This is a genomic window from Pseudomonas sp. R4-84 (assembly GCF_054130985.1).
In genome coordinates this window covers 372777-397823 of sequence record NZ_CP096390.1, presented here as the reverse complement: position 1 = coordinate 397823, position 25047 = coordinate 372777, and the positions used below count along the sequence as shown (strand labels likewise).

Here is a 25047-nt window from a genome sequence, read left to right as displayed (position 1 = left end):
ATGCGTTCCAACAGCGCATCTACACCGACCGCCCGAGAGTCTTTATACGGAGTTGCTATGAATTTCCTGTCCCCCGTTGCCCTGCTCGCCCTGTGCGGTGCCATGGCTTCGCCTTTGATGGCAACTGAGCAACCCCCGGAGCTGACCGGGTGCGCGGCAAAGCGCCAGGGCATCATCAACCAGATCGAACTGGCCAAGTCCCGAGGCAATTCGGCCCAGCAAGCCGGGCTCGAAACAGCGCTGAACGAAGTGACCACTCATTGCACGGACGCATCCTTGCGCAAGGAGCGGGAAAACAAGGTCCTCGAGGCCAAGCACGAGGTGAGTCGTCGCCAGGCCGACCTGGAAAAAGCCATGAAGAAAGGCGACGCGGAGCGAATCAACAAGCGTAAAGACAAACTGGCGGCTTCCCGCAAGGAATTGCAGGAAGCGGTGGATGAGTTGGATAAATAAGCGGCAAGCTGCAAGTTTCAAGCGGCAAGCTCAAAGCTCCATGCTTTGAAACCGCCCACTGCTTCACGATCAGTGATTGCGAAACTCTTTATGGCAGGCACTGCACGCATCTTCGACTTTCTGCACCGCCGGCCCCAGGTTGCTGGCCCTGTAAGGCTGGACCTTGCTGGCCGTCACCAATTCACCGGTGGCCGCCTCAAGATTGCGGGCCAGTTCCTGAAAGCGCGCCTGCTTTTGCCAAACCTCATCCGTGGCGCTGGTGTGGTCTTCTTCACGAACCGGCGGGAAGTGCTTCCAAGGTTCGTGAGACAGTTGGTCCAGCTTTACCGCGCCGTCGGCAAAACGCACGCCGTCGAACGGAACACGGCCGCGCAGCATGCCGCCCAGTTCTTCACTGGTCTTGAGCATCTGTTTGAAAATCGCCTTGCGCTGGCCCAGGGGAGAGTTGGGATCGACGCCACCGCAGCCGGATAACATCAGGCAGGCCAGCACAGCCATGGAAAATCGTCTTACAAACATCTTTGCCTCGGGACAGGAAACGGCCGTTAGTATCCCCGGGTCGCCAGAAAAGACCAATGGCCCTATCAACAATACGGGTTGTCGAGTGCGCGAAGGCACCCGACGATTGCAAAGGAAACCTTCATGAATAGCCGCTTCAAGTCATGGCACAAAAACCTGGCGCTGACACTGCCGTTGATCGTGCTGCTGGCCGGCTGCAATCGCGGCGAAAAGGTCGAAGAACCCAAGACCCACGCCCTTGCCACTTACGTCAACGCACCTTGGGAAGCGTTGCCGCCGGTGTCCGATGAGGACCTGCTGGCCGGCTTCGGCTCCTGGCGCAGCGCGTGCGTCCGGCTCAAGGCGGACGCGAGCTGGGGCCCAACCTGCGCGGCAGCGGTGAATGTGCCGCAGACCCCACAGGATGTTCGCAACTTCCTCAAGCAGACCCTGGATGTCTATGGTCTGCGTTCGGGGGACAACAGCCCCAACGGCCTGATTACCGGCTACTACGAACCGGTCTATCCCGGCAGCCTCACCCAGACTGCCACCGCCAACGTGCCGGTCTACGGTGTACCGGAGGACATGATCATTGTGTCGCTGGACAGCATTTATCCCGAGCTCAAGGGCAAACGCCTGCGCGGCCGTCTCGAAGGCCGGGTGCTCAAGCCGTATGACGACGCCGCTACCATCGAGAACAACGGGGTGAAGGCGCCTGTCATCGCCTGGCTGACAGACCCGATGAACCTGCAATTCCTGCAAATCCAGGGGTCGGGGCGCATCCGTCTCGATGATGGCCGCCAACTGCGCATCGGTTATGCCGACCAGAACGGCCACCCGTATCGCCCCATTGGCCGCTGGCTGGTTGAGCAGGGCGAGCTGAAAAAAGAAGACGTGACCATGGGCACCATCAGTGCCTGGGCCAAGGCCCACCCGAACCGTATTCCCGAATTGCTGGCCAGCAATCCGAGCTACGTATTCTTCAACCGCAACCCCGACAGCAATGAAGGCCCGCGAGGCTCGCTGAACGTCCCTTTGACCGCGGGCTACAGCGTGGCCGTGGACCGCAAGGTAATTCCCTTGGGCAGTCTGTTGTGGCTGTCCACGACTCGACCCGACGGCAGCGCTTTGAACCGCCCCGTTGCGGCACAGGACACGGGAGGTGCGATTACCGGCGAAGTGCGTGCGGACCTGTTCTGGGGTACGGGCGACGCCGCCGGGCAGTTGGCGGGGGATATGAAGCAACAAGGCCAGATCTGGATGCTGTGGCCCAAGGGGATGGCGTTGCCTCAGGTGCCGCAGGTGGCGAATGCGGTCAGCGCCAATCCTTGAAGGACGTGTTTATTGTCCCGGCCCCATCGCGAGCTTGCTCGCGAGAGGCCGGCAAAAACACCGAAACGCCAAAGCCGGGTTCAAACCGAAACGAAGAAGAAACTCGCCACCAACCCTACCCCCACGAACCATACCAGCGAACGCAAGACTGCCCAGTCGGCCAAATAGCAAATGATGTAGAGCAGGCGGCTGGTGATGAACAACACAGCCAGGACGTTGATGGTCACCAGTTCGGCATTGCCGGCCAGGTGCGCAACGATCACGGCGGCGGCAAAGAACGGAGCGATTTCGAAACTGTTCAGTTGCGCGGCGTAGGCGCGCCGGGGAGCACCTTCGAGTGAGTCGAGAAAGTCCCGGGGATCGTGGTTATCTTGCAGCCTATATTTCCCGCCTGCCTTGGCGATGCCGATACACAGGTAAGGCAGGAGAAAAGCGATCAAAACACACCACAGGGCAACCGTCATACCGCATTTTCCTTTTTTAGTTTTAGAGATTCGAACGCAAGCATCTCAGGATTTCATCACCAGCATGCCAACCTGCACCAGCCCGCAGGCTAAGAGTCGCTGCCAGCCGAAAGGTTCTTTCAGGCAGTGCATGCCTAAGAACACGCGCTCCATTACGCCTGCAGAATAGACTCGCGATCCGTTAGCAGCCGTTTATACTGCACTCGACCACGCCGCACTCAGTTGCGCATAGACCAATTCCAATAATTCTGCCGCCGCCTCGTTCGTCCGAACCAAGGCGTCGGCATGCGTATGCCTGATCCGAGCGTCAAGACTACAGACAGAGACCTTGCGCATGCCACTCGCCTTGCTTGCTTTGGCCGTTGCCGCTTTTGGCATCGGCACGACCGAATTCGTCATCATGGGCTTGCTGCCCGACGTCGCCCGAGACCTGGCCGTGAGTATTCCTCACGCCGGGTTGCTGATTACCGGTTATGCCCTGGGGGTTGTGTTCGGCGCGCCGATCCTGGCCATCGGCACCGCGAACATGCCGCGCAAGGCCACGCTGCTGGGAATGACCCTGATGTTCATTCTGGGCAACGTGCTCTGCGCCCTGGCGCCGAACTACACCACCCTCATGGCCGCCCGGGTCATCACCGCGTTATGCCACGGGGCGTTTTTTGGTATCGGCTCGGTGGTGGCGGCCGGGTTGGTGGCGCCGAACAAACGAGCCCAGGCGATCGCGATGATGTTCACCGGCCTGACCTTGGCGAATGTCCTGGGCGTGCCGCTGGGTACGGCCTTGGGCCAATATGCCGGCTGGCGGTCGACGTTCTGGGCTGTGTCGGTGATCGGTGTGATCGCGGCCATCGCCCAGTGGGTCTGGCTGCCCAAGGAAATCCCGATGGACAAGGCCAACCTCGCCAGCGAGTTCAAGGTATTGGGCAAGGCCAACGTGTTGTTGGCCCTGGGCATGAGCGTGCTGGCCTCCACCAGCCTGTTCAGCGTATTCACCTACATCGCGCCGATCCTGCAGGACATCACCGGCGTCAGCCCTCACGGCGTCACCGTCATGCTGTTGCTATTCGGGGTCGGCCTGACGGCGGGCAGTCTCCTCGGTGGACGCCTGGCCGACCGGCGCTTGCTGCCATCCCTGGTGGGCATGGCGCTGGCCGTGGTGCTGGTGCTCGCCGCCTTCAGCCAGACCAGCCGATCGGTGATCCCGGCGGCGATTACCTTGGTGCTGTGGGGCGTCTTTGCCTTCGCCCTTTGTCCGATCCTGCAACTGCTGATCATTGACCAGGCCCATGAGGCCCCGAACCTCGGCTCGACCCTGAACCAGAGCGCGTTCAACCTTGGCAATGCCGCCGGCGCGTGGATCGGCGGCCTGGTCGTCGCCAGCGGGGCCGACCTTGCGGATCTGCCGTGGACCGGCGCCCTGGTTGGCGGGCTGACCGTACTGGCCGCGCTTTATTTTATTTTTCGGCAGCGTCGCTTGGGCGCCGTGGCACGCCTTGCCGACTGAGGGGCGTATTGGTCTCGCTGCGCACTTGGGCGTGGCTGATCAGCGCGAAGATGAAACTGCCGCCAATAATGTTCCCCGCCAACGTCGGTGCGGCGAACACCATCCAGAAGTCCTCCCACGACAGCTGGCCGGCAAACACCAGGTAAGACACCTCGGCCGAGCCGACGACGATGTGGGTGAAATCCCCAAGCGCCATGAGGTAAGTGATCAGCACGATGATCCACATCTTGGCGCTTTCCATGGACGGGATCATCCAGACCATGGTGGCGATCATCCAGCCGGAGATGATGCCCTTGGCGAACATCTGGCCCGTGTCGTTCTCCATGACCTTGCGACCGATATCGAGAAAGGCCAGGTCGGTGCGCTGGTCAAAAATCGGTAGATGCAGCATCACGTAGGCCACCAGCAGCGTGCCGCAGAGGTTACCCACCAGCACCACGCTCCATAGCCGGAACAACCGGCCGAAGTTGCCCAGTGTCGGCTTGCTCATGATCGGCAGCACAGCGGTCAGGGTATTTTCGGTAAACAATTGCTGGCGCGCGAGTATCACCGCCAGAAAGCCCGCGCAATAGCCGAGGCTGGCGATCACCTTGAAACCTTCATGATCCGGCAACCGCGAGTTGAGCAGCCCCATCGCCATCAGCGACAGCCCCATGGTCAACCCGGCCGCAAGGGCCGACCACCACAGCGCCGCCACGCTGCGCTCCAATTCCTGGTCACCCTGGGTGCGGATGATTTCATGCAACACCGCGGCGCGAGGCGGCTGGTTGCGGTCGACTTCGTGCTGCTCCTCTGCCGAGAGATCAGGGGTCTTGCCGTCTTTATGAGTGTCCATACAGCTCCTGAACCGGTGGCGTGATGTAGCTACGACACGCGGCGTACGGAGCTGTTCAGTGGTGCCCGCAAATGAGAGGCATATCGCCATCCTATTCGATGGCATCGTCCTGGAATTGATCCTTGACGTACTTGATCTCGGTCCGGCCATGGGGGGCGGGCAAGCCGTCTTCGCCAAGATTGACGAAGACCATTTTTTCCACCGTCAGGATGCTTTTGCGGGTGATCTTGTTGCGCACTTCGCAGGTGAGGGTGATAGAGGTACGACCAAACTCCGTGGCGGTGATACCCAGTTCGATGATGTCGCCCTGGCGCGAAGCGCTGACAAAATTGATCTCGGAGATGTACTTGGTGACCACGCGCTGGTTACCCAACTGAACAATGGCATAGATGGCCGCTTCTTCGTCGATCCAGCGCAACAGGCTGCCACCGAACAGCGTGCCATTGGGATTGAGGTCTTCGGGCTTGACCCATTTGCGGGTGTGGAAATTCATGATCACTCCTGGACGTCTGGCCGATGAATGCCCGCATCATGGCAGACCGTGCAGATCCGCTCTACGCCGCGGCGCCTATAACGATCATCGGCAATTTTGATTTGCCGACAGAAACCCTTTGGAAGATCCGCTTAGCCCGTTATAATCGCCCCGCTTTACCCGGCCCACCCTTTGGTCCGGTCCCGCCACCTGTCCGAGGGGCGCTGCAGCAGGCTCGACCTGTCAGGCTCGGATGGGGCGTTGCTTGTACGGGGCTCCCCGCACAGGCACTAAACGCACAACGGCGCCCATTCGCATACATTACGAATGGAGGCTCTTGATGAGCGCTGTTATCACGCCTGCTGCTTTTACCGACTACAAAGTCGCCGACATGTCCCTGGCTGACTGGGGCCGTCGCGAAATCATCATCGCTGAATCCGAAATGCCAGCCCTGATGGGCCTGCGTCGCAAATACTCTGGCGAACAGCCATTGAAGGGCGCGAAGATCCTCGGCTGCATCCATATGACCATCCAGACCGCCGTGCTGATCGAGACCCTGGTTGCACTGGGTGCCGAAGTGCGCTGGTCCTCCTGCAACATCTTCTCGACCCAGGACCAGGCTGCCGCCGCCATTGCCGCTGCCGGCATCCCGGTCTTCGCCTGGAAAGGCGAGACCGAGCAAGAGTACGAGTGGTGCCTGGAGCAGACCATCCTCAAGGATGGCCAGCCGTGGGACACCAACATGATTCTTGACGACGGTGGCGACCTGACCGAGCTGCTGCACAAGAAGTACCCGGCCGTGCTGGACAAGGTCCATGGCGTGACCGAAGAAACCACCACTGGCGTACACCGCCTGCTGGACATGCTGGCCAAGGGCGAGCTGAAAATCCCGGCCATCAACGTCAACGACTCGGTGACCAAGAGCAAGAACGACAACAAGTACGGCTGCCGCCACAGCCTCAACGACGCCATCAAGCGCGGCACCGACCACTTGCTGTCCGGCAAGCAGGCCCTGGTGATCGGCTACGGTGACGTGGGCAAGGGCTCGGCCCAGTCCCTGCGTCAGGAAGGCATGATCGTCAAGGTATCCGAAGTCGACCCAATCTGCGCCATGCAAGCCTGCATGGACGGCTTCGAACTGGTTTCGCCGTTCATCGACGGGATCAACGACGGCACCGAAGCCAGCATCGACAAGGCCCTGCTGGGCAAGATCGACCTGATCGTGACCACCACCGGCAACGTCAATGTCTGCGACGCCAATATGCTCAAGGCTTTGAAGAAGCGTGCCGTGGTCTGCAACATCGGCCACTTCGACAATGAGATCGACACCGCTTTCATGCGCAAGAACTGGGCATGGGAAGAAGTGAAGCCACAAGTCCACAAGGTTCACCGCACCGGCACTGGCAGCTTCGATCCGCAAAACGATGACTACCTGATCCTGCTGGCCGAAGGCCGCCTGGTCAACCTGGGCAACGCCACCGGCCACCCAAGCCGCATCATGGATGGCTCGTTCGCCAACCAGGTCCTGGCCCAGATCTTCCTGTTCGGCCAGAAATACGCCGACCTGCCACCGGCCCAGAAAGCCGAGCGCCTGACCGTGGAAGTACTGCCGAAAAAACTCGACGAAGAAGTGGCCCTGGAAATGGTCCGCGGTTTCGGCGGCGTGGTCACCAAGCTGACCAAGCAACAGGCTGACTACATCGGCGTTACCGTCGAAGGCCCGTTCAAGCCGCACGCTTACCGTTACTGATCGGCGCCCCCCTTCCGGGGGGATGCACTTTTGTAGGAGCGAGCCAGCTCGCGATCGACGTCGCCTCGGTCTGACAGTCCGATCGAGGTGCCTGCATCGCGAGCAGGCTCGCTCCCACACTGGCCCGCCTCCACAGGGCTCTGCAAGCCTCACGGCCTACGAGTTTCCAAGGATATGACCATGTCCCAAGACCGTCGCTACAGCTTCGAATTCTTCCCGACGAAGACCGATGCTGGGCATGAAAAGCTGATCGCCACTGCCCGCCAGCTGGCAAGCTACAACCCTGATTTTTTCTCCTGCACCTACGGCGCTGGCGGTTCGACCCGCGACCGCACGATGAACACCGTGTTGCAGCTCGAAAGCGAAGTCAAAGTCCCTGCCGCCCCACACCTCTCTTGCGTGGGCGACAGCAAGGACGACCTGCGCAGCCTGCTGACCCAATACAAGGCAGCCGGCATCAAGCGCATCGTTGCCCTGCGCGGCGACCTTCCGTCGGGCATGGGCATGGCCAGCGGAGAGCTGCGCCACGCCAATGAACTGGTTGAATTCATTCGCGAGGAAACCGGCGAGCACTTCCACATCGAAATCGCCGCTTATCCGGAGATGCACCCGCAAGCGCGCAATTTTGAGGATGACCTGCACAACTTCGTGCGCAAGGCCAACGCCGGCGCCAACAGCGCGATCACCCAGTATTTCTTCAATGCCGACAGCTATTTCTACTTTGTCGAACGTGTTCGCCAGATGGGTGTGGACATTCCTGTGGTTCCGGGAATCATGCCAATCACCAACTACAGCAAGCTGGCGCGTTTCTCGGACGCCTGCGGCGCGGAAATCCCGCGCTGGATCCGCAAGCAGCTGGAAGCCTATGGTGACGACACCGCCAGCATCCAGCGCTTCGGCGAAGAGGTCATCACGCAAATGTGTGAGCGTTTGTTACAAGGCGGCGCACCGGGGCTGCATTTCTATACCCTGAACCAGGCCGAGCCTAGCCTCGCGGTATGGAACAATCTCAAACTGCCGCGTTAATGACTTAATGCAGTGGTACAAAAGGGCCCTGGCAAAAACCAGGGCCTTTTTCTTTAAAAAAAGGACATCAGGAGCAACTCGATGCCGAATGGTCAAAGGTCGACGACCCCACAACTTATCTATCTGGTCTATGGGGCCGAGACCTATCACCAGGAAGCGGTGTTCAGTATCGCCAGCGCCTTGGCGGGCCTGCGGGAGACCCCCGATGAGGCATTGGACATCCAAGTGTTCACCGACAATGCCGCGCCGTACGTGGATTTGCCCGTTCGAGTGCGCCACCTGGACAACGAAACGCGCCAAGGGTGGATCGCTCCCCACGGCTATCATTTCCGCGCCAAGCACGTGGTCATGCGGAAGGTGCTCGAGGAAAGCGAACTGGCATTGCTGATCGACACGGACACCTTCTTCCATTGCTCGCCGATCGAGCTGTTCAAGCGGATCGAGCCGGGCACACTGTTGTGCAATGCCGTCGGCATGAACTATGGCGCCAACAAGGATGCCGGGCTTTACCTGACCCTCGCCAAGCCCTTGGCTCAACGAGAACTGGCCGACGACAACATGCCGCTACTCAATTCCGGCGTGATTGGCCTGTACGCAGTCGATGCGGCAATCCTCGAACACTCCATTGCGCTGATGGACGAATTTTATCCGTTGGCCCAAGGAGCCTATACCCTGGAAGAGTTCTGCCTCTCGGTGGCGGCCTATCGCAAGGTCAAGGTGCGTGAATGTCCAGACCTGATCCACCACTACTGGAGCCGCAAGCAGCTGTTTCGGGCCAAGACCAAGGCCTGGTATGACAAACACCGCGCAGCCCCCGTGGGCCAACATGCCCTGGATGAAACGCGGCAAGTCACTGCCATACTACCGCGCCCACCTACCTTCCAGCGCCTGGCCTACAAATTCATTACCGTGGCGTTGCCCGGTCACAAACGTCAGTTCATGCGCGAGATCCTGTACGGCTGCTATCGCCATACCAATCCATTCGACCAGGCGTGCGGCCCGGTCTGGTGGGAAAAGGCCCTGGAGAACGTCGAGCACCGGTTGAAGAAGCCTTTGGAAGACCATGAGCTCAAACATTGGCTCAGCCATCCCGTGATTCGCCTGGTGCTGGGTAAACGCCGAGAAGCCATCTATCGACACCTGATGCAGACAAAGAGCAACTGAGCCACGTGCTAGAGCGCTCTAGCTATTTGATGAGTTCTCGTCGTAACCTCCGGTCATGCCCGTAATCCTCCCGTTGCTGACAGCCCTCCTTCTCTCGTGCCTGAGCGTTGCCGCCCAGGCCGAGAAGTTGCGCATTGTCACCGAACCCTGGGCACCTTATGTCTACGAGGAAAACGGCAAGACCCTTGGCCTGGACTATGAAACCACGGCCATTGTGTTCAAACGCCTGGGCATCGATGTGGAATGGCAACTGCTGCCGTGGAAGCGCTGCCTGGCCATGCTGGAGCAAGGTTTGGCGGACGGCGCGCTCGACATATTTCACAGCGACGAGCGCGATGCCCTTCTGCTATACCCCAGCGAACCGCTGTCGGAGGTGGAATTCGTCATGTTCTATGCCAACGCCCGCCCCCACCCTTTTCGCACGCTCGACGACCTGGACGGGCTGACCGTCGGCACGTCGCCCGGTTATCTGTATAGCCAGGCGTTCAGGGAATCGAGCCGATTCAAACGGGAAGCGGCTCCGACCCACGAAGCCAACTTCGGCAAGTTACAGCTGGGCCGCATCGACCTGCTCATCACCGACCGTCGTGTAGGCCGACACGCAGTCAAGGCGCTTCAATTGGACAACCAGATCACCGAGAATCCCACCGTGGTGAGCCGCCAGAGCCAATACCTGGCGGTACGACGCAAGGCGGGCATGGACTTGCTCGTGCAACGCTTCGGCGCCGAGCTCAAGCGCTTCAAGCACGAACCGGCCTATGCCGAGCTGAGTGCTCGTTATGGCGCTGCTCCGGCGGCCAAGGCGGCTGGGCACAACGCGGTGTCACGCTGAAATGCACCGTTGAGCAGCAGGAAAGCAGCGCAGGGCGATTGCTCTGTTATACTCCGGCCTTCCCGCCAGGCTCACGCCCGGACGCCCGGTCTTGCAAAAGGCATCCCGACACCGCTACAGCGCAGCTTCCAGCCCGCGCGAGCCCTGTCCGGACGTGTCTTCCAGACCCGGCGGGACCGGACGGGATGAGGTCTCCAATCGACCGCATTCGCGCCAGGCAAGACTATCCCATTGGGCCAGGCCCTCACTAAAAACAGGATTACTCATGTCCTTTGCTTCCCTCGGTCTCTCCGAGGCTTTAGTCGGCGCCATCGAAGCCGCCGGCTACACCCAGCCTACCCCGGTGCAACAGCGGGCCATCCCCGCCGTGTTGCAAGGTCGCGACCTGATGGTCGCCGCACAGACAGGTACTGGCAAGACCGGCGGTTTCGCCCTTCCGATCCTGGAGCGGCTGTTCCCTAACGGTCACCCAGACAAATCCCAGCGCCACGGCCCGCGCCAACCGCGCGTCCTGGTCTTGACCCCGACCCGCGAACTGGCCGCCCAGGTGCACGAGAGCTTCAAGGTCTATGCGCGCGACCTGAAATTTGTCAGTGCCTGCATCTTTGGCGGTGTCGGCATGAACCCGCAGGTCCAGGCCATGGCGCGCGGCGTCGACGTGCTGGTGGCCTGCCCCGGTCGCCTGCTGGACCTCGCCGGCCAGGGCAGCGTCGATCTGTCCCACGTGGAAATCCTCGTGCTGGACGAAGCCGACCGCATGCTCGACATGGGTTTTGTCCATGACGTGAAGAAAGTGCTGGCACGCCTGCCGGCCAAGCGCCAGAACCTGTTGTTCTCGGCGACCTTCTCCAAGGACATCACCGACCTGGCTGGCAAGCTGTTGCACAACCCGGAACGCATCGAAGTCACGCCGCCGAACACCACGGTCGAGCGCATCGAACAGCGCGTATTCCGCCTGCCGGCCAGCCACAAGCGTGCCCTGCTGGCGCATTTGATCACCACAGGCGCCTGGGAACAGGTCCTGGTGTTCACCCGCACCAAGCACGGCGCCAACCGCCTGGCTGAATACCTCGACAAACATGGCCTGCCGGCCGTGGCGATCCATGGCAACAAGAGCCAGAACGCTCGCACCAAGGCCCTGGCTGACTTCAAGGCCGGCGAAGTGCGCATCCTGGTCGCCACCGACATCGCCGCCCGTGGCCTGGATATCGACCAGTTGCCCCATGTGGTCAACTTCGAACTGCCGAACGTCGATGAAGACTACGTGCACCGTATCGGCCGTACCGGCCGGGCCGGTCGTTCGGGCGAAGCGATTTCCCTGGTCGCGCCGGACGAAGAAAAACTGCTCAAGAGCATTGAGCGCATGACCAAGCAAAAAATCCCCGACGGCGACCTGATGGGCTTCGATGCCAGCACGATCGAGGCCGAAAAGCCTGAAGTGCGCGAGCGTCCGGATGTGCGCAACCCGCGCAACCCACGTGGCCCGCGGGGCGACGGCCCGAATGGCAGTGGCGGCGGTCGCAAGGACAAAGGCAAGGACAAGGGCAAGGACAAATCGGCCAGCAACGGGCGCGGCGAGCGCCCGGCCCGCGAGCAGAAACCACGCGAAGGTACGCCGGCCCGCGAACAGCAGCGCCCTGCCCCTCGCGCCGCAGCTGATCGCGGCCCGACCGATCGCGCCCCGGACGAGTTCCTCGACGACGATATCGATAACTTCGGTAACCGTGTCGACTACGTGCCACAGCAGAAACCGGCCCAGGGTCGCGGTCGCCGTCCTGGCGCCCCGGCACAAGGCGCAGGTTCGGGCGCACCGCGCGGTGGCCAGTCACAAGGTCGCCAGAACGGCCCGCGCAACAGCAACGGTTCTTCCACCGGCACCCCGCCGGCCAAGCGCAACGGCCCGCGCAGCGGCGCCCCACGTGACGGCCAGGCCCGGCGCGAAGACTCCCGACCTCGCCGCCAGGCCCGTGGTGACGACCAGCCTCGCCAGGAACCCGCCGTGCAGAACCCGCGAGGCAACCAGCCGAAAATCATCCACAAGGAATCGAAAACCGATCGTTTCCCGACGCCTGAGCAGCTGGACCAATTGCCAAGCCGTCCGCGTGGCGAAAAACCGGCCTTGCTGACACGCAATCGCTGAGTTTCTCCAAGCCATGAAAAATGCCCCGGGTCTCACGACACGGGGCATTTTTTTGTGAACTCTTCCAGCTGTGGGAGCGAGCTTGCTTGCGATGGCGGCAGGCCTGCCACATTGATGTTGGCTGAAGCACCGCTATCGCGAGCAAGCTCGCTCCCCCCAGCATCCTTTGTATCGCCGAAATCCAGAGCAATAAAAAACGCCCCTGGCCGCAAGACCAGGGGCGTTTTTCGTCAGGGGCGAACGTTACTTCGCCTTGACGCCTTCAAACGAGACATACAACTCGACCGCGTCGGATTTCGGACCCAGGTCTTTCTGCTTGCCGAAGTCGGAACGCTTGATGGTGGTAGTGCCTTCGAAGCCGGCACGGTAGCCACCCCACGGGTCCTTGCCTTCGCCCAGGAAGGTCGCCTTGACCACGACCGGTTTGGTCACGCCCATCAGCGTCAGGTCACCGGTCACGTCGGCGGTGTTTTCGCCGGTTGACTTGACGCTGGTGGACACGAACGTGGCCTTGCCGAATTTGCTGGCGTTCAGGAAGTCAGCGCTGGCGATGTGTTTGTCGCGCTCGGCGTGGTTGGTGAACACGCTGGCGGTGTTGACGTTGAACTCGATCTTGCTGTCTTCAGGCTTGGCGGCGTCGAAGCTGAACTTGCCGTCAATATCCTTGAAGGTACCGGTGATGAAGCTATAGCCCAGGTGGCTGATCTTGAAATCAACGAAGGCATGCTGGCCTTCCTTGTCGACCACGTAGTCTGCGGCCATGGCCTGGCCGGCGGACAGCAGGGCAGAACCGATTGCCAGGGCGGCGAGCGTCTTTTTCAACATGCTTTCTATTCCTTTGGAGTCGAGGTTGAACATCAGGCTTGGCGCCCCAGCATGCGCTTGAGGGTCGCGTCACGGTCGATAAAGTGGTGTTTCAATGCTGCCAACGCATGAAGGCCGGAAAAAATTACCAACGCCCATGCCAGGTAAAAGTGGATCTGGCCGGCGACGTCTGCCTGATCGGGCAGTCCGGACACCAGCGCGGGTACTTCAAACAGACCAAACACCGAGATCCCGACACCGTCTGCGGTGGAAATCAGGTAACCGGCAATCATCACGGCGAACAGCCCGAGATACAGCGCGCTGTGGCCAAGCTTGGCGCCTACGCGGGTCAGTCGCCCGTAGGTTTCCAGGGTCGGTGGCGGCGGGCTGACAAAACGCCAGAGCACCCGCAACACCATCACCGCCAACAGCACCAGGCCGATACTCTTGTGCAGCTCCGGCGCGTCTTTGCGCCAGGTGCTGTAGTAGTCCAAACCGACCATCCACAAGCCCAGCGCAAACAGCCCATACACCGCCAAGGCAACGGCCCAATGGGAAACGATGCTGACCCAGCCATAACGAGAAGAGGAGTTGCGAAGCTGCATTGCTCATATCCTGTAAAAACTGCGATCAAGACTAGCGACTTATCTATCGATTTAAAGCGGAAAATTTCGCTTTGAAATATCGAGAAATACGATGATCAGTCTGCAGAGGGTGGGTTAAGGAAAGATTAAAGCGGATGCGTTGCGTGGTGGCGAGGGGAAGCGGGCATGGATCCCGCAAGATGGAAGGGGCTCATCGTGAGCAGGCTCGCTCCACGAAAGGCCGTGCTGGGTGATATTCCCTGTCTCCTCAAGCCCCGGGGAAGCGCTCGTATCGATATTTTTCCGTGGCTTCGTCCCGGGACGGATGTCCAAGCCAAAGCGGGTCAAAATTTTATTTGAGGACGTGGAAATTTAAAACTTGGTCGTTTTCGCTACCGCCTCTCTAGAGTTACCTGTTGACGCACTCAGGCCTGTAAGGATCCATGTCGCATCTGTACGACAATTGAGGATCGTGTTTTTTAAGTATCATACGGCCATCTGTACAGCCGCTGCCAAAGAGCATGATCAATAATATTAATGCCGCCACCGGTTTCATATGTTGCTCCAGTTCTAGGCGTCTAACGCTTTGAATCAATTAACCGAGCACTCAGGCTTGTATGGATCAAAGGTGCATTTGTACGCCAACTGAGGGTCCCGTTCTGGAATCATCGGAATAATCAGGGGTTCCCGACATTCACCATACACACACCCGTACAGCGAAACCGATACGACCATTGCCATTAGTATTTTCATACGCGCTCCTGTTTTTCGAGGAGCCTAGACTTTTGGCTTGGTGCGCTATATCGCCTGCTTCCGATTAAAGGGTGGGAAGTTTCCGATATCTCGTCTAGCCCTGTAGGACGTCGGCGTAATGATCCACCCGTGGCGAGGGAGCTTGCTCCCGCTCGGCTGCGAAGCAGTCGTAAACCGGCGGGTGCGGTGTGCCTGATGCTCCGCATTCGGCAGGACTGGGGCCGCTTCGCGGCCCAGCGGGAGCAAGCTCCCTCGCCACGGGTTTATTGATTGCCTTAAGTGAACGGCAGCGTTCTTTGCACCTGACCTTACTGAGCCTTGATCTCAGTAGTCGCTGCCGGCTTGGCGGCGGGTTTCTTCACTGGCTCAGCCTTTTTCACTGGTGCCTTGGCCGGGGCCTTTTTAGCCGGGGTCTTGGCCGCCGGCTTCTTCGCCGCTGGCTTGGCCGTGGCTTTCTTGGCTGGCTCGGTCTTCGCCGGCGCCGGCGCGGGTGGTTCGACCGGGGCCGGCGCTGGAGCAGGTGCTGGCGCGGGCGCTGGTGCTGGTGCTGGAGGCGGCGCTACCGGCTCGGGAGCCTTGACCGGTTCCGGCTTTTTGTCGTCATCCGAGCCACCGAACAGGTTGGTGAAGAAGTTGCCCTTCTTCGCAGCCACCGCACCCGCTGCCGCCGCCGCCACCGCCACCGGAGCCACCTTAGCCGGTTCGAATGATTTGCCGGCGGCCAAGTCTTGCACCTGGCTGGCGGCACGTTGGCCACTGCGCAGCGCGCCTTCCAACGTGCCTGGATACATGGCGTCGGTGTGTTCACCGGCAAAAGCTACGCGCTGCAAGGGCTTTTCCCACAGGCGCCAGTATTTGCTGATCTGACCCGGACCAAACGCCAGGTACGCGCCGCCCATGGAAGGGTCGGTGCTGTAGCGACGGATTTCATAACCGGTGAACGCACCGCGCGCTTGGGGATAAAACGCATGCAGGCGGATCAGCACTTGGTCGACCATCTGCTTGTCGCCAAAAGCCTGCATCACCCGGGCATTGTCGCCGGACAGGTTGATGACCACATTCGCCCCGCCCTTCAAAGCCGGCTCGATCCACATCATGCCCAGGCCGGCGTTGCTGTAGGTCTCGCCCGACATGCGCGCCTTGCTGTCCCAGACCGGGGTCTTGAACTTGAGCATGATCTGGTCGCGCCAGCCGTAGTTGGTGCCTTTGATCGCGCCCTGGTGCTGGGCATCGAGGGCCGGGGTCAGCTGGATCTTGTTCAACGCCCGCAGCGGCACCGCGAGCACGACGTAGTCCGCCTGGTAACCCACGCTGCCGACCTTGACGGTGACGCCGTCCTTGTCCTGGGAGATGGCCGAGACCGGGGAGCCGGTCTTGATGGTTTTCAGTTGCTTGACGAACGCCTGGGCCAATACCGGGCTGCCACCGAGCAGGCGCGAGGCGCGCAGGTCACGGTCGGATACGCCGCGATAGACGCGGTTCTGCTGTGCGAAATACAGCAGCGACAGGCGGGACGGCTCGTCATAGCGCGTGCGAATTTCCTGATTGACCAACTGCCGCGCGGTAGCGGGCAGCTGCAAGCGGTCGAGCCAGTTGGACACGGTGATCTGGTCGAGGGCGTGCAGCGTGTTGGTGGCCGTCGGGTTCAGCGGATCGTCGATGGACCGCGCCAGCTCGTCCAGGGTGGTTTCATAGCGCTTGAGCGCTTCGGCGGTGGCGGGCTGCTTGGTCGCCAGGTCGGCGGCGGTGAAATAAGTACCGTCGATCAGGTAACTCGGGGTGCGCACGAATTCCGGCGCCGGCGTGGTGCTCAGCTTGAAGGTGGAGACGTATTTGTTCAGCACCGGCTGGGTCTTTTCGTTGCCGATCCACTCACTGGTGGCCATGCCCGAGCGGCCGCCCAGGCTCGGCTTGGCTTCCAGCAGCGTCACGGCCCAGCCTTTGTTCTGCAATTCGTAGGCCGCCGTCAGCCCGGCCAATCCACCGCCGATGACGATGGCCGTCGGTTGCTTGTCCTTGGCCAGCGCCGAAACGCTGAACAGCCCTATCATCACCAGCGCACAGGCGCGCAGCCAACCAGCAGACATTCAACGAACTCCGGAACAAAGCGTAAGAATTTTCGGTTTTTTGAGCCAGTCGGCTCTCGGTCTTTCGAGCCAGTCGGCTCAGGGAACGGCGAAGAATACGTCAGCCATCAAAGCGCCGCCAGCGACGTCTATCGCCTGGCCCAAAGTCGCGTGAATGACACAATGGGTTGTCCGCGGGGCCGCCATTGCATAGGCTTGCGCGATTGTTTTGCCCGCGCCCGCCGCGAGCCGCCTCGAGGAGACTGTACATGGGCCTGAATAACCAGTGGATGCAACGCGATCTCGCGGTGCTGTGGCACCCCTGCACGCAGATGAAAGATCACGAACAGTTGCCGCTGATCCCCATCAAGCGCGGCGAAGGCGTGTGGCTGGAAGACTTCGAAGGCAAGCGCTACCTCGACGCGGTGAGTTCCTGGTGGGTCAACGTCTTCGGCCACGCCAACCCGCGCATCAACCAGCGCATCAAGGATCAGGTCGATCAACTGGAGCACGTGATTCTCGCCGGTTTCAGCCACCAGCCGGTGATCGAGCTGTCCGAGCGTCTCGTGAAGATGACGCCTGAAGGACTGACCCGGTGCTTCTACGCCGATAACGGTTCGTCCTGCATCGAAGTGGCGATGAAGATGAGCTTTCACTACTGGATCAATCGCGGCCGGCCGGACAAAAAACGCTTCGTCACCCTGAGCAACAGTTACCACGGCGAAACCATCGCGGCGATGTCGGTGGGCGACGTACCGCTGTTCACCGAAACCTACAAGGCGTTGCTGCTGGACACGATCAAGGTACCCAGCCCCGACTGCTACCACCGCCCCGAGGGCATGGGCTGGGAAGAGCACTCGCGAAACCTGTTCGCGGCCATGGAACAGACCCTCGCCGAACACCACGACAGCGTCGCCGCCGTGATTGTCGAACCGCTGATCCAGGGCGCCGGCGGCATGCGCATGTATCACCCGGTGTACCTGAAGCTGTTACGCGAAGCCTGCGACCGCTACGGCGTACACCTGATCCACGATGAAATCGCTGTCGGCTTCGGTCGCACCGGGACGATGTTTGCCTGTGAGCAGGCCGGCATCACCCCGGATTTCCTTTGCCTGTCCAAGGCACTGACCGGCGGCTACCTGCCGCTGGCGGCATGCATGACCACCGACGAGGTGTACAGCGCGTTCTACGACGACTACCCGACTCTGCGCGCCTTCCTGCATTCCCACAGCTACACGGGTAACCCGCTGGCCTGCGCCGCAGCCCTGGCAACGCTGGATATCTTCGAAGAAGACAACGTCATCGAAACCAACAAGGCCCTGGCCCAACGCATGGCGAGCGCCACCGCGCACCTGGCCGATCACCCGAACGTGGCCGAAGTGCGCCAGACCGGCATGGTGCTGGCCATCGAGATGGTCAAGGACAAGGCCAGCAAAACCGCCTATCCGTGGCAGGAACGGCGTGGGCTGGCGGTGTTCCAGCATGCCCTGGAGCGCGGTGCGTTGTTGCGGCCGCTGGGCAGCGTGGTGTATTTCCTGCCGCCTTATGTCATCACGCCGGAGCAGATCGATTTCCTGGCGCAAGTGGCCAGCGAAGGCATCGACGTTGCCACCCGGGAAAAGGTTAGCGTGGCAGTGCCGAAGGACTTCCATCCGGGTTATCGCGATCCGGGCTGAATCCCGGCCTCCTGTTGAAACACTGTTGTGGTGAGGGGATTTAGCGAAACGTCGCCTCGCCACAGATTTAACTTTTCAGAGACTCCACATGAGACTGTCCCGCTTCTTCATCGACACCCCCCTGAGCCTTGGCGATCACGAGTTGCCTGAAGCCCAGGCCCATTACATCGGCCGGGTGCTGCGCATGGCCGAGGGCGATGCGGTGCAGGTGTTCGATGGCTCGGGCCAGGAGTTTCGTGGCACCCTGGCCGAGGTCGGCAAGAAACGCGTGCGCGTGCAGCTCGACGAGCAATTTGCCGGGCAAGCCGAGTCGCCGTTGCGCATTCACTTGGGCCAGGGCCTGTCCCGGGGCGAGCGCATGGATTGGGCGATCCAGAAGGCCACCGAGCTGGGAGTCACCGAGATCACGCCGATCTTCACCGAGCGGTGCGAAGTGCGCCTCAAGGACGAGCGCGCCGACAAGCGCCTGCTGCATTGGCGCCAGGTGGCGATCAGCGCCTGCGAGCAATGCGGGCGCTCCACCGTGCCGGTGATCCACCCTCCACTGCTGCTGGCCGACTGGCTGAAGCAGACCGACGCCGAATTGAAACTGGTGTTGCACCCGGTGGCCGATCCGCTGACCAGCCATGCCAAGCCCTCGTCCCTGGCGTTCTTGATCGGCCCCGAGGGCGGGTTGTCGGATGGCGAGGTCGAGCAGGCCAAGGCCGCCGGCTACCACGCCGCCCGCCTCGGCCCCCGCGTGCTGCGCACCGAAACCGCTCCGGTGGTGGCGCTGGCGGTGGCGCAGCAGTTGTGGGGGGATTTCTGAAGCCGAATGTAGATCCCTGTGGGAGTGAGCTTGCTCGCGATGGCGGTGGGCCAGTCAACATCGATGCTGACTGATCCGGCGCTATCGCGAGCAAGGGCTCACCGGCACATGACAGCTACTGCACCGGATCGCTCGTCGGCTTGGCAATGATCGCCTTCAACTCGCTGGTCATCGGGAACTCCAGGTTCAGCCCCTTCGGCGGGATCGGCTTCTGGAACCAACGGTCGTAGATGGTGTTGATTTCTCCTGATTTGTACAGGTCCGCCAGGGTCGAGTTGACCAGCGCCAGGAATTGCGGATCGTCCTTGCGCACCATGCAGCTGTAGATTTCCCGCGACTGCTCTTCCCCGACCACGACCCATTTGTGTGGATCGCGCGCCTTGGCCCGTTCGCCATAGAGCAGCGCGTCGTCCATGTAGAACGCCGCCGCCCGACCGGTCTCGAGCATCTGGAAGGCTTCACCGTGGTCCTTGGCGCTGATGACGAACATCTCGACCTTGTTGTCCAGGTTGTAGCTTTTGAGGAACCGCTCGTTGGTGGTGCCGGCGGTGGTCACCACGTTCTTGCCCCGCAGGTCGGCGAAGCTGTGAATGCCGCTGTCCTTGGCCGTCAGCAACTGGCCCTTCACGTAAATGAAACCGTAGGAAAACGCCACTTGCTTCTGCCGCTCGGCCGTTACGCCAGTGGAGCCGCATTCCAGGTCCACGGTGCCGTTCTGCACCAGTGGGATGCGGGTCTGGGAAGTGACGAGGTTGTATTTCACGTTCAGTTGCGGCAGCGCCAGTTGCTGCTTGATCCGCTCGACGATCTTGCTCGCCAGCTCCACGGAGTAGCCCATCGGTTTGCCGCTGTTGTCCCCCACATAGGAAAACGGCACCGAGGCGTCGCGATAACCCAGCGTGATGCTCTTGCTGCTGGCGATCTTGTCCAGCGTGCCGGCCGGCGGCGCTTCGTTGGCGAATGCCGGGGCGCTCAACAGCAGGCTCAGGGTGCAGCCGATCAACGTGATTCTTTGCATTGTTATTCTCCGTTGCGGGTGGGTCAGGCGGCGCGGGGCGCGAGGCCTCGCATGTCGATGGAAGGTGTACGTTGGCGGATCAGTTCACTGAGCAAGCGGCCGCTGCCACAGGCCAGGGTAAAGCCCAAGGCGCCATGGCCCAGGTTGAGCCACAGGTTGCGATAGCCGGTGGCGCCAATCAGGGGCACGCCGCTGGGCGTGGCCGGACGCATGCCCGCCCACTCGACGGCGCGTTCGTAGTCCCCGGCCTGTGGGAAGGTTTCCATGGCCTGGCGGCGGATCAAGGCCAGGCGCCTGGGGTCCGGTGCCGGGTCAAAACCGACAATGTCCACCATCGCCGCCACTCGCAATTGTTCGCCGATGCGAGCGTAGACGACCTTGCGGTCATAGTCGGTGATGCTCAGGTCCGGCGCCCGGTGCCGCGCCTCGATGGGGACCGTCAGGCTGTAGCCCTTGAGCGGGTACAACGGCATTCGTACGCCAGGCAACGCCAGCGCTGCGCTGCGGTGGCCAGCGGCGATCACCAAGGCGTCCACGTCCAGGCGATGGCCGCCCAGGTCGATAGCCCGCACCTCACCGTTGGCATGATGGATAGCAGTCACCGCACGCCCCAACAGGAACTCGCAACGCCCCGAAGCCCGCAACCGCGCCGCCAATTGCTGGCAGAAGCCATGGCAATCGCCAACCTCCTCGTCCGGCGTATAGATCCCGCCCGCGAACGGCACGTCGGCCAATGCGGGTTCCAGGCTCGCGCAATCGGCGTGGCCCAGTACCTGCTGAGCAGGATCCGTTACCCGCCGCCGAGCGTGTTCGAAATGGCTGGCATTGCGAAACGTCACCAATTTGCCGTTGCGCCGCCAGTCAAAGCCGTCGAGGCGATCCTCTTCACGCCAGGTCTGCAATGTCGCTTGGCTCAGTAGTGCCAGACGCAACAGGTGTTCACCGTTGCGGCGGTTGACCGAGGTCCGGCACTTGGCGATAAACGCCGCCATCCAGCGCCATTGGGCCGGGTCGAGGCGTGGGCGCAGCTTGAGTGGCGAGTCCGCGCGCAACATCCAGCCAAGGGCCTGCCACGGCACCCCGGCATCCGCCAGCGGCGTGACGTAGCGATAAGATAACTGCCCGCCATTGGCGAAGCTGGTTTCGCTGCCCAACGCGTCGCGGGCTTCCACCAGTGTGACATCGACGCCTTCGCGGACCAGCGCGTAAGCCGTCGCCAACCCGATCACGCCTCCCCCGATGATGCAAACCCGCTGAGCCATGTTCATCCCACACCTGTTTTGAATGGGTCAAGGTTAGGATCGGATGACAGCGTTCGAACAATGAATAAAGATGGGCCTCCTATAAACAAAGGTTATGGACTCGCCATGCGCCTTCGTCATATCGAGATTTTCCAGGCCATCCGCCAGACCGGCTCCATCAGCGGGGCGGCGCAGTTGTTGCACGTCTCCCAGCCGGCCGTGACCAAGGTGCTGCAGCATGCCGAACAGCAACTGGGGTTTGCGCTGTTCCTGCGGGTGCGCGGCAAGCTGCAGGCCACGCCCGAAGCGCTGGAACTGGAACGCGAGGTGGACAAGGTCAGCGAAAGCCTGCAAGGCGTTCGGCGCCTGGCCCAGAGCCTGCGCCGCGAGCCCGGCCACAGCCTGCGGATCGGCGCCACGCCAGCCTTGGCCTTGTCGCTGATGCCGGCGGCGATCCATCACTGGACCCGATTGTATCCAGACATCGTGTGCGAATTATCCAGCGCCCACAGCCGCGAATTGACGCAAAACCTGCTGATGCGTGAGATCGACGTCGCCCTGACTTTGCAACCGCCCGATCACCCCGGCCTCAAGGCCCAGCCCCTCGCCAGCGGCGTGCTGGTGGCCCTGGCGCCCAGCGGGCACTGGCCCGAAATGGCCATCGGCACGCCCATGCCATTGCAGGCCCTGGCCGATGCGCCGTTGATCGGCCTGTCCAGCACCGACCCGCTATCGGCCAGGCTGGACGGCTATCTCAAGTCAGTGGAACCGCCGCCGCGCATCAACATCGCCGTGCAGACGTACTCACTGGCCCGGGCCATGGTCGAGTCCGGTGCCGGGCTGGCGGTGATCGACCCGTTCACGGCCTTGGGCGCTTCGAGCACCCGCACGGCCATCCGCCCGTTGTCACCTGCGCTGCCCATTTCCCTGTACGCCGTGACCCGGGCCAACGAGGCCCCAGCCCATACAATGGGTGCCCTGCTGGAGATTTTCGCCAGCCAGGCCCAGGCGCAACTGGATCGTCTGTTTACAAGTGCTCAAAGCACGTAGAACAGAATCGCCACGAAATGCAGCAGGCTGCCGGCAATGACGAACAAATGCCAGATGCCATGGGCATGGCGCAGGCGTTGGTCGAGCGCGAAAAAAACGATGCCCACGGTGTAGAACACGCCGCCCGAGGCCAGCCAGGCGAACCCGGTGCTACCCAGCGCCGCCAACAACGGCTTGACCGCCACCAGGACGATCCAGCCCATCACCGCGTAGATGACGATCGAGAGGACCCGCGCTTCGGAGCGTGGCTTGATCTCCTGCAGGATGCCGATCAGGGCCAGTCCCCAGACAATCCCGAATAACGTCCAGCCCCACGGCCCGCGCAGGGTCACTAGGCAGAACGGCGTGTAGCTGCCAGCAATCAACAGGTAGATCGAAAAATGATCGACCTTCTGCATGATTTCTTTTTTGCGTCCGCGCACGCTGTGATAAACCGTCGAGGCGCTGTAGAGCGCCAGCAAGGTGAACCCGTAGATTGCCACGCTGACAATCTTCCAGGGATCGCCGGCCATCCCGGCAATCACCAACAACCACACCGCGCCGATAAACGCCGCGACAGCCCCCACCAGGTGCGTCCAGGCGTTGAGTCGTTCTCCGTGATACATCCAATCCCACCCCACATTCCGAAACTGGCGCCAAGGCTCAGGCCTGGCGCCTGAAACTGCAATGAATTGCTTTTCAAATTGCGATACAGCACGTGTGGCGAGGGAATAAATCCCCTCGCCACAAAGGCAGGTTCGGGCACAATCAGCCCATACGAATAAGAGTCTGCCTCCCATGCTGATCGACGAAGAATTGACCCTGAAAAAACTCGAGGTGTTCCTGGCTTTCATGCGCACCGGCAACCTGGCGCGGGCGGCGGCCGATCTGCAAACCAGCAACGTCAGCGTGCACCGGGCCATTCACTCCTTGGAGAGCGCCCTGCGTTGTCCATTGTTCAAGCATGAGGGCCGCAACCTCACGCCGCTGGAAAGCGCCTATGTATTGGAAGAGCGTGCGCAGAAATTGATCCAGGACGTGATCGAAAGCGTGCGCCTGACCCGTGAGGCGGCTGGTTTTTCCGCCGAACGTTTCAAGTTGGGTTCGTTGTATTCATTGACGGTCAAGACCGTGCCGCAGCTGATCATGGGCCTGAAGATCCGCCGCAGCGAGCTCAATATCGACTTGATCATGGGCTCCAACATCGACCTGTTGTACAAGCTCAAGAACATGGAAGTCGATGCGATCCTGGTGTCGCTGGACGACAGCGTCAACGACCCGGACTGCGAGCAGATCCAGCTGTTTTCCGATGACATCTTCCTCGCCACGCCGGCCGACTCCCCCTTCGCCCAGCGCAGCGAAGTGGACCTGGCCGAAGTGCGCGACGAGACCTTCATCACCCTGACCCAAGGCTTCGCCACGCATCAGGACGGCGTTCGGGTATTCAAGCAGGCGGGGTTCGAGCCGAAGGTGGCGATGCAGGTCAACGACATCTTCACCCTGCTGAGCATGGTCAGCTCAGGGGTAGGCTATGCCTTGCTGCCGGGCAGGATCGCGGCGGTGTACGAAAACCGGGTGAAACTGATCCCGTTGCAGGAAAAGTACCGTTTGCAGCAGCACATCGGCGTAGTCTTTTTGAAAGCCAAGGAGCGCGACCCGAACCTGCTGGCGCTGTTGGCGGAGTGCCGGATGTATGCCAATCGCCTGGCTTGAAACCGAGCCGCCTTCATCGCGAGCAAGCTCGCTCCCACATTGGATCGGTGTTCACAAATCCCCTGTGGGAGCGAGCTTGCTCGCGATGATGCCAGTCCATTCAAAGAATAACTGAAGCCCTACCCCATCAACCCGCGCATGATCAGAAACAACAACGAAGGCCCGAGCAAGCACCCAAGCGCCGTATAGAACGCCGCCGTCAGGCAGCCATACGGCACCAGCTTCGGATCGGTCGCCGCCAGGCCGCCGGCCACGCCACTGGAAGTACCCATCAGCCCACCGAAGATCACCGCGCTGCGCGGGTTGTTGAGGCCGATGAAGGGCGCCACGAACGGCGTCGCCACCATCACCAGGATCGCCTTGATCAACCCGGCGGCGATGGACAGCGCCATCACCTCGGAACTGGCGCCAATCGCTGCCCCGGTCACCGGCCCGACAATATAGGTCACCGCCCCGGCGCCAATGGTGGTCAGGCTCACCACATCGGTGTAACCGAAGGCCATCGCCACCCCAACACCGGCGATGAATGAAGTCCCGACCCCGACGAACAAGGCCAGTATCCCCACGAAGCCGGCGCGCTTGAGCTCCTCGACGCTGACACCGAACGCCGTGGCGACAATCGCAAAATCACGCAGCATCGCGCCACCCAGCAAGCCGATCCCGGACAGCAGCGGGATGTCCACTACGCCCTTCTGCCCGCCGGTCATGGCCCCGCCGATGTATGAAAGCACCAGGCCCAGCAGGATCGCGATGGCCGAGCCATGCAGGCGACCTTTGGTGAACGTGTTACTCATCCAGTAGGACACCCACATGGTGATCCCGACAATCGCAAAACCACTGATCAGGCCGTAGCCGGTGATGACTTTCATCATGGATTCGTACATG

General features: G+C 61.3%; 22 protein-coding genes, 2 pseudogenes and 1 riboswitch. Of the genes and pseudogenes, 12 read left to right on the top strand and 12 right to left on the bottom strand.

Annotated elements, in window-relative coordinates; all coding sequences use genetic code 11:
* The first annotated feature begins 57 nt into the window (after positions 1-57).
* Complete coding sequence (locus M1D68_RS01840; RefSeq protein ID WP_420764988.1) at positions 58-453, top strand: DUF1090 domain-containing protein; 396 nt, start codon at positions 58-60, stop codon at positions 451-453.
* Between the two features lie 69 nt (positions 454-522).
* Here the strand turns inward: M1D68_RS01840 and M1D68_RS01835 are convergent, their stop codons facing one another.
* Complete coding sequence (locus M1D68_RS01835) at positions 523-972, bottom strand: c-type cytochrome (RefSeq protein ID WP_420764989.1); 450 nt, start codon at positions 970-972, stop codon at positions 523-525.
* A 123-nt stretch (positions 973-1095) separates the two neighbouring features.
* Here M1D68_RS01835 and mltA point away from each other — a divergent pair, with 123 nt between their 5' ends.
* A complete protein-coding gene (gene mltA / locus M1D68_RS01830; RefSeq protein ID WP_434675504.1) occupies positions 1096-2283 on the top strand; it encodes a murein transglycosylase A in 1188 nt (395 codons plus the stop codon).
* A gap of 80 nt (positions 2284-2363) precedes the next feature.
* Here the strand turns inward: mltA and M1D68_RS01825 are convergent, their stop codons facing one another.
* Both M1D68_RS01825 and M1D68_RS01820 read right to left on the bottom strand, forming a co-directional pair.
* The gene (locus M1D68_RS01825) at positions 2364-2747 is read right to left on the bottom strand and encodes an MAPEG family protein (RefSeq protein WP_434561851.1); all 384 of its coding nucleotides are present in this window, start codon (positions 2745-2747) and stop codon (positions 2364-2366) included.
* Between the two features lie 45 nt (positions 2748-2792).
* A pseudogene (locus tag M1D68_RS01820) lies at positions 2793-2891 on the bottom strand (EamA family transporter); the annotation flags it as partial.
* 190 nt (positions 2892-3081) lie between these two features.
* Here M1D68_RS01820 and M1D68_RS01815 point away from each other — a divergent pair.
* The gene (locus M1D68_RS01815; protein ID WP_457969099.1) at positions 3082-4251 is read left to right on the top strand and encodes an MFS transporter; all 1170 of its coding nucleotides are present in this window, start codon (positions 3082-3084) and stop codon (positions 4249-4251) included.
* Here the strand turns inward: M1D68_RS01815 and M1D68_RS01810 are convergent.
* Entirely contained in the window at positions 4202-5086 is an 885-nt protein-coding gene (locus M1D68_RS01810) for a formate/nitrite transporter family protein (RefSeq protein ID WP_434561847.1), read from the bottom strand. The two genes, M1D68_RS01815 and M1D68_RS01810, sit on opposite strands and share 50 nt — an antisense overlap.
* A gap of 91 nt (positions 5087-5177) precedes the next feature.
* Positions 5178-5579: an acyl-CoA thioesterase gene (locus M1D68_RS01805; RefSeq protein WP_420764994.1), complete on the bottom strand. Its 402-nt coding sequence runs from the start codon at positions 5577-5579 to the stop codon at positions 5178-5180.
* A gap of 189 nt (positions 5580-5768) precedes the next feature.
* A riboswitch (S-adenosyl-L-homocysteine riboswitch) is annotated at positions 5769-5875 on the top strand.
* A gap of 23 nt (positions 5876-5898) precedes the next feature.
* Here M1D68_RS01805 and ahcY point away from each other — a divergent pair.
* The 5 genes and pseudogenes from ahcY to M1D68_RS01780 all read left to right on the top strand — a co-directional run bounded on the left by ahcY (position 5899) and on the right by M1D68_RS01780 (position 12470).
* Positions 5899-7308, top strand: coding sequence for an adenosylhomocysteinase (gene ahcY / locus M1D68_RS01800; protein WP_420764995.1), 1410 nt, complete (start codon positions 5899-5901; stop codon positions 7306-7308).
* Positions 7309-7488: 180 nt separating this feature from the next.
* Positions 7489-8334 (top strand): methylenetetrahydrofolate reductase [NAD(P)H], encoded by an 846-nt coding sequence (gene metF / locus M1D68_RS01795; RefSeq protein ID WP_420764996.1) that lies wholly within the window; start codon positions 7489-7491, stop codon positions 8332-8334.
* 81 nt (positions 8335-8415) lie between these two features.
* Positions 8416-9498, top strand: a complete 1083-nt coding sequence (locus M1D68_RS01790; protein ID WP_457969096.1) for a hypothetical protein — start codon at positions 8416-8418, stop codon at positions 9496-9498.
* 55 nt (positions 9499-9553) lie between these two features.
* A pseudogene (locus tag M1D68_RS01785) lies at positions 9554-10362 on the top strand (substrate-binding periplasmic protein); the annotation flags it as partial.
* A 233-nt stretch (positions 10363-10595) separates the two neighbouring features.
* Complete coding sequence (locus M1D68_RS01780; protein WP_445571198.1) at positions 10596-12470, top strand: DEAD/DEAH box helicase; 1875 nt, start codon at positions 10596-10598, stop codon at positions 12468-12470.
* 243 nt (positions 12471-12713) lie between these two features.
* On the opposite strand, the gene M1D68_RS01775 is transcribed toward M1D68_RS01780, so the two are convergent.
* From M1D68_RS01775 to M1D68_RS01765, 3 genes are all read right to left on the bottom strand, one after another.
* Positions 12714-13295, bottom strand: a complete 582-nt coding sequence (locus M1D68_RS01775) for a YceI family protein (RefSeq protein ID WP_420764999.1) — start codon at positions 13293-13295, stop codon at positions 12714-12716.
* Between the two features lie 32 nt (positions 13296-13327).
* On the bottom strand, positions 13328-13879 hold the full coding sequence (locus M1D68_RS01770) for a cytochrome b (RefSeq protein WP_434609071.1): 552 nt from the start codon (positions 13877-13879) through the stop codon (positions 13328-13330).
* A 1040-nt stretch (positions 13880-14919) separates the two neighbouring features.
* A complete protein-coding gene (locus M1D68_RS01765) occupies positions 14920-16698 on the bottom strand; it encodes a flavin monoamine oxidase family protein (RefSeq protein ID WP_457969094.1) in 1779 nt (592 codons plus the stop codon).
* Positions 16699-16946: 248 nt separating this feature from the next.
* Between M1D68_RS01765 and M1D68_RS01760 the strand changes: the two genes are divergently transcribed.
* Together M1D68_RS01760 and M1D68_RS01755 are read left to right on the top strand one after the other, a co-directional pair.
* Positions 16947-18353: an adenosylmethionine--8-amino-7-oxononanoate transaminase gene (locus tag M1D68_RS01760; RefSeq protein ID WP_434609068.1), complete on the top strand. Its 1407-nt coding sequence runs from the start codon at positions 16947-16949 to the stop codon at positions 18351-18353.
* Between the two features lie 88 nt (positions 18354-18441).
* Positions 18442-19161 (top strand): 16S rRNA (uracil(1498)-N(3))-methyltransferase, encoded by a 720-nt coding sequence (locus M1D68_RS01755; protein WP_434561837.1) that lies wholly within the window; start codon positions 18442-18444, stop codon positions 19159-19161.
* Positions 19162-19276: 115 nt separating this feature from the next.
* Here the strand turns inward: M1D68_RS01755 and M1D68_RS01750 are convergent, their stop codons facing one another.
* Both M1D68_RS01750 and M1D68_RS01745 read right to left on the bottom strand, forming a co-directional pair.
* The gene (locus M1D68_RS01750; RefSeq protein ID WP_434561835.1) at positions 19277-20179 is read right to left on the bottom strand and encodes a transporter substrate-binding domain-containing protein; all 903 of its coding nucleotides are present in this window, start codon (positions 20177-20179) and stop codon (positions 19277-19279) included.
* 23 nt (positions 20180-20202) lie between these two features.
* The gene (locus M1D68_RS01745; RefSeq protein ID WP_457970667.1) at positions 20203-21441 is read right to left on the bottom strand and encodes a D-amino acid dehydrogenase; all 1239 of its coding nucleotides are present in this window, start codon (positions 21439-21441) and stop codon (positions 20203-20205) included.
* 105 nt (positions 21442-21546) lie between these two features.
* Here M1D68_RS01745 and M1D68_RS01740 point away from each other — a divergent pair, with 105 nt between their 5' ends.
* Positions 21547-22470: a LysR family transcriptional regulator gene (locus M1D68_RS01740; RefSeq protein WP_434561833.1), complete on the top strand. Its 924-nt coding sequence runs from the start codon at positions 21547-21549 to the stop codon at positions 22468-22470.
* On the opposite strand, the gene trhA is transcribed toward M1D68_RS01740, so the two are convergent.
* Positions 22458-23075 (bottom strand): PAQR family membrane homeostasis protein TrhA, encoded by a 618-nt coding sequence (gene trhA / locus M1D68_RS01735; protein ID WP_457969091.1) that lies wholly within the window; start codon positions 23073-23075, stop codon positions 22458-22460. The genes M1D68_RS01740 and trhA overlap by 13 nt on opposite strands.
* A 172-nt stretch (positions 23076-23247) precedes the next feature.
* On the opposite strand from trhA, the gene M1D68_RS01730 reads away from it, so the two are divergent.
* The gene (locus M1D68_RS01730) at positions 23248-24162 is read left to right on the top strand and encodes a LysR family transcriptional regulator (protein WP_420765006.1); all 915 of its coding nucleotides are present in this window, start codon (positions 23248-23250) and stop codon (positions 24160-24162) included.
* A 119-nt stretch (positions 24163-24281) separates the two neighbouring features.
* Here the strand turns inward: M1D68_RS01730 and madM are convergent, their stop codons facing one another.
* A complete protein-coding gene (gene madM, locus M1D68_RS01725; protein ID WP_420765007.1) occupies positions 24282-25046 on the bottom strand; it encodes a malonate transporter subunit MadM in 765 nt (254 codons plus the stop codon).
* Position 25047: the final 1 nt, after the last annotated feature.